This is a genomic window from Stenotrophomonas pictorum JCM 9942, from assembly GCF_001310775.1.
Lineage (GTDB): Bacteria > Pseudomonadota > Gammaproteobacteria > Xanthomonadales > Xanthomonadaceae > Stenotrophomonas > Stenotrophomonas pictorum.
The window spans coordinates 1-3,634 of sequence record NZ_BAZI01000274.1 but is presented as its reverse complement, the minus strand read 5'-3'; the positions used below and the strand labels follow the sequence as shown (position 1 = coordinate 3,634).

At 65.0% G+C, this 3,634-nt stretch carries 5 protein-coding genes and 2 pseudogenes; all 7 read right to left on the bottom strand.

Annotated features, from left to right (window positions below; translation table 11 throughout):
• A pseudogene (locus JCM9942_RS20275) lies at positions 1–139 on the bottom strand (flagellar biosynthetic protein FliR); the annotation flags it as partial.
• An 8-nt stretch (positions 140–147) separates the two neighbouring features.
• Positions 148–417 (bottom strand): flagellar biosynthetic protein FliQ, encoded by a 270-nt coding sequence (locus tag JCM9942_RS12280; RefSeq protein WP_054659996.1) that lies wholly within the window; start codon positions 415–417, stop codon positions 148–150.
• Between the two features lie 11 nt (positions 418–428).
• The gene (gene fliP, locus JCM9942_RS12275; protein ID WP_054659994.1) at positions 429–1,211 is read right to left on the bottom strand and encodes a flagellar type III secretion system pore protein FliP; all 783 of its coding nucleotides are present in this window, start codon (positions 1,209–1,211) and stop codon (positions 429–431) included.
• Positions 1,212–1,214: 3 nt separating this feature from the next.
• Complete coding sequence (gene fliO, locus JCM9942_RS12270; protein ID WP_054659992.1) at positions 1,215–1,631, bottom strand: flagellar biosynthetic protein FliO; 417 nt, start codon at positions 1,629–1,631, stop codon at positions 1,215–1,217.
• Positions 1,628–1,891, bottom strand: a pseudogene (fliN, locus tag JCM9942_RS12265) (flagellar motor switch protein FliN); the annotation flags it as partial. The pseudogene fliN and the gene fliO, both read right to left, overlap by 4 nt.
• A 72-nt stretch (positions 1,892–1,963) precedes the next feature.
• On the bottom strand, positions 1,964–2,980 hold the full coding sequence (fliM, locus tag JCM9942_RS12260; RefSeq protein WP_054659989.1) for a flagellar motor switch protein FliM: 1,017 nt from the start codon (positions 2,978–2,980) through the stop codon (positions 1,964–1,966).
• 9 nt (positions 2,981–2,989) lie between these two features.
• The gene (locus JCM9942_RS12255) at positions 2,990–3,502 is read right to left on the bottom strand and encodes a flagellar basal body-associated FliL family protein (RefSeq protein ID WP_054659988.1); all 513 of its coding nucleotides are present in this window, start codon (positions 3,500–3,502) and stop codon (positions 2,990–2,992) included.
• Positions 3,503–3,634 lie beyond the last annotated feature (132 nt).

The following is a 3,634-nucleotide window of genomic DNA, read 5'->3' as shown; positions in this document are numbered from 1 at the left end:
CCCCGTGCCGGCACCGCGCGGGTGCCGACCATCGGCATCGCCATCAGCATGGCGCCCACGCGCAGCATCATCCACAGCACGTTGCCGATCAGGCGAATGCCTGCTGCCCGTCGATGGCCATCTGGGTTGCGCTGTCCACGTGGCGGCCTATCCGATCAGATGGGGAATGCGCTGGAACAGCAAAGTGGTGAATTCCACCAGATGGCCGATCAGCAGGCTGCCCAGCGCAAACAGCGCCACGGTCAGGCCGGCGGCCTTGGCGACGAAGGCGATGGTGGGTTCATTGAGCTGGGTCGCCGCCTGGATCACACCGACCACCACACCGATCACCAGCACGGTGAGCAGCAACGGGCCGGCGACCCAGAGCGTGGCGACAAGGCCACCGCGCAGTTCGGTGAGGGCAAGTTCAGGGCTCAAGACATCGCTCCTCAGACGGCGTTGAAGCTGGCGGCAAGAGTGCCGACCACCAGTACCCAGCCATCCACCAGTACGAACAGCAGGATCTTGAAGGGGGCGGAAATGATCATCGGCGAAAGCATCATCATGCCCATCGACATCAGCACGCTGGCCACGACCAGATCGATGATCAGGAACGGAATGAAGATCAGGAAGCCGATCTCGAAGGCGGTTTTCAACTCGCTGGTGACAAAGGAGGCCACCAGCACCGGGAACGGGATCGCATCCGGGCTGGCGTAGGTACCGTGACCGGCCAGGCCGGCGAAGGTCATCAGGTCGGTATCGCGGACCTGCGCCAGCATGAAGGCCCGCAGCGGCTGGGTGGTCAGGGTCCACGCGGTCTGGAAGTCGATCTGACCGTCCAGATAGGGCGCCATGCCGGTGGACCAGGACTTCTCCCAGACCGGCATCATCACCATCGCGGTCAGGAACAGCGCCAGCCCCAGCAGGATCTGGTTGGAGGGCGTCTGCCCGGTGCCCAGCGCCTGGCGCAGCAGGCCCAGCACGATGATGATGCGGGTGAAGGCGGTCAGCACCAGCAGCATTGATGGCAGCAGGGTGATGGCTGTCATCAGCAGCAGGGTCTGCAGCGGCAGGCTGACCGGCTGGCTGCCGATCTTGCCGACGTTCACATCCGGCAGCATCGGCATCTGCGGGGCGGCCGGGGTGGCCAGGGCCAGCACCGGAAAGGCGACCAGCGCCAGCAGCAACAGCCACTGCCAGCAGGAAAGGCGGGAAAGACGATGACCCGACATGATTCAGGGTTCCTTGCGCAGCTTCTGGGCAAGCAGCTGGGCGAAATTCGGTAGTTGTTTGAAATTGGGCAGCGCCGGGGGCGGCGTCTGCGGCAATGGTCCGGATAGCTGGTGCAGGGTGCTGATACCGCCGGCGGTCACGCCCAGCAGCAGCTGCTGGCCGTTGACGTCCACCACCACCACGCGCTCCTTGGCGCCCACGTTGAGGCTGGCCACCACCTTCAGGCCTTCGGCCGGACGGAAACCGCCACCGGGCAGGCGCTTGAGCAGCCAGCCCAGGCCGACGATCAGCGCCAGCACCATCAGCAGCGCCAGCACCGCACCGAACATGCCCGGAGCGGTGCTCGCATGCTGGCCGACCGTCGCCGGCTGGCCTTGGGCCATGGCGGCCGGTGCGGCAGTGGCAAGCAGTGCGATCAACGCAGTCTCCGGATGCGCTCGCTGGGGCTGACCACGTCGGTCAGGCGCACGCCGAAGCGGTCGTTGATCACCACCACTTCGCCATGGGCGATCAGGGTGCCGTTGACCAGGACGTCCAGCGATTCACCGGCGCCGCGCTCCAGCTCCACCACCGAGCCCTGGTTGAGCTGCAGCAGGTTGCGGATCGGCACGCGCGCGCGTCCCACTTCCAGTGACAGGGTCACCGGCACATCCAGGATCACATCCAGATCCAGATCGGTGGTGGCGACGCCATCTGCCGCAGATCGGCGAACTGGGCCGGGGTAGCCTGCGGGGTTGCGGGGGTTTCGATGTCAGTCATGGGATTTTTCCTGGATCGCCGGCAGCGTTTTGCGGGTGCCCGGCGGTTGGGTTGCAGTGATCTTGATGGCGTTGCGTTCGTTGGCCACACCGAACTCGCCGGTGAAGACAGGGATGCCTTCCACACACAGCGGGACTTCCTGGGGCAGGTCGATGGGCAGGATGTCGCCGATCTTCAGCTGGGTGAGTTCGCGCAGGCTCATGCGGCGCTTGGCCAGCACGCTGGAAAGCTCGACTTCGGCCGAATTGAGCTGCTCGCGCAGCATCACCGCCCAGCTTTCGTCGCGGTCGTTGCGGTCGCTCTGGATGCCCGCATCAAGCAGCTCGCGGATCGGCTCCAGCATCGAGTACGGCAAGGTGATGTGGATGTCGCCACCGCCGCTCTCCAGCTCGACGTGGAAACGGCACACCACCACGTATTCGCGCGGACTGACGATGTTGGCGAAGTGGGGGTTGATCTCGGAGTTGATGTACTCGAAGTCGGTGTTCATCACCGGGCCCCAGGCTTCCTTGAGGTCGGCGAAGGCTTGCTTGAGCATCAGCTGGATCACCCGCATCTCGGTGGCGGTGAACTCGCGGCCCTCGATACGGGTGTGGTAACGCCCGTCACCACCGAAGAAGTTGTCCACCACCGCGAACACGAGGGTCGGTTCAAACACGATCAGGCCGGTGCCACGCAGTGGCTTGAAGCGGACCAGGTTGAGGTTGGTGGGCACATACAGCGAGTGCAGGTAGTCGCCGAACTTGATCAGCTCGATGCCGCGCACCGAGATTTCGGCCGAACGCCGGATCAGGTTGAACAGGCCGATACGCCACAGGCGCACGAAGCGTTCGTTGACCATTTCCAGGGTGGGCATGCGCCCGCGGATGATCCGGTCCTGGCTGGCGAAGTCGTAGGTGCGGGCTTCGCCGGGCGCCGGTTCCGGCTCATCGGTCTCCACTTTGCCCGAATCCACGCCATGCAGCAGCGCGTCGATCTCGTCCTGTGACAGCAGGTCATTGATGCTCATCGCAGCGCCTTACTGGGTCACGAAGCTGGTGAACAGCAGGTCATCGGCGCTTTTCTTGCCGGTTTCAGCGGTCATCAGTTTCTGTACTTCGGCCAGCGCCGACGCCTGCAGTTTCTCCTTGCCGGGACGGTCGGCGATCTGCTCCGGGCTGACCTGGGAAAACAGCATCAGCAATTTGGCGCGGATCGCCGGGGCGTGGGTTTCCAGCGCCTGCAGCGCGATCGGGTCGCGGGTCATCAGCTGGACTTCGACCTGCAGGTAGCGCGGGCCATCGATCGGACTGTTCATGTTGACCACGAACGCCGGGTCCAGGGCGTAGTACTGGGCCGGCGCCGGCTTGGCCGGTGCCGTGGATTTGGCGGGGCCCCCCTCCTTGGCCTGGGTGAAGTACCACACCGCGCCACCGGCAGCGCCAGCGGCCAGCAGCGCGATCAGGGCGGTGACCAGTACCGTGCGCTTGGGCTTGCCCGGGGCGTCCTTGGTGTCGGCGGATTTGCGGGATTTGTCGGCAGCTACGGCCACGATGTGCTCCTCAGGAATGCTCTCCAGTCAGATGCAAGTCATGTGCCGAACCGCGGGTGTGACGGGGAAAAGTGGGCGGCGTTGCCGCGCGTCAATGACGGGCGCCGGCGCCTTGCGTGGCGCCAGCGCGGA

Bases quoted from the DNA above. Each gene is read 5' to 3' on its own strand.
- fliP (WP_054659994.1), bottom strand. From the start codon at position 1,211: ATGTCGGGTCATCGTCTTTCCCGCCTTTCCTGCTGGCAGTGGCTGTTG.
- fliM (WP_054659989.1), bottom strand. From the start codon at position 2,980: ATGAGCATCAATGACCTGCTGTCACAGGACGAGATCGACGCGCTGCTG.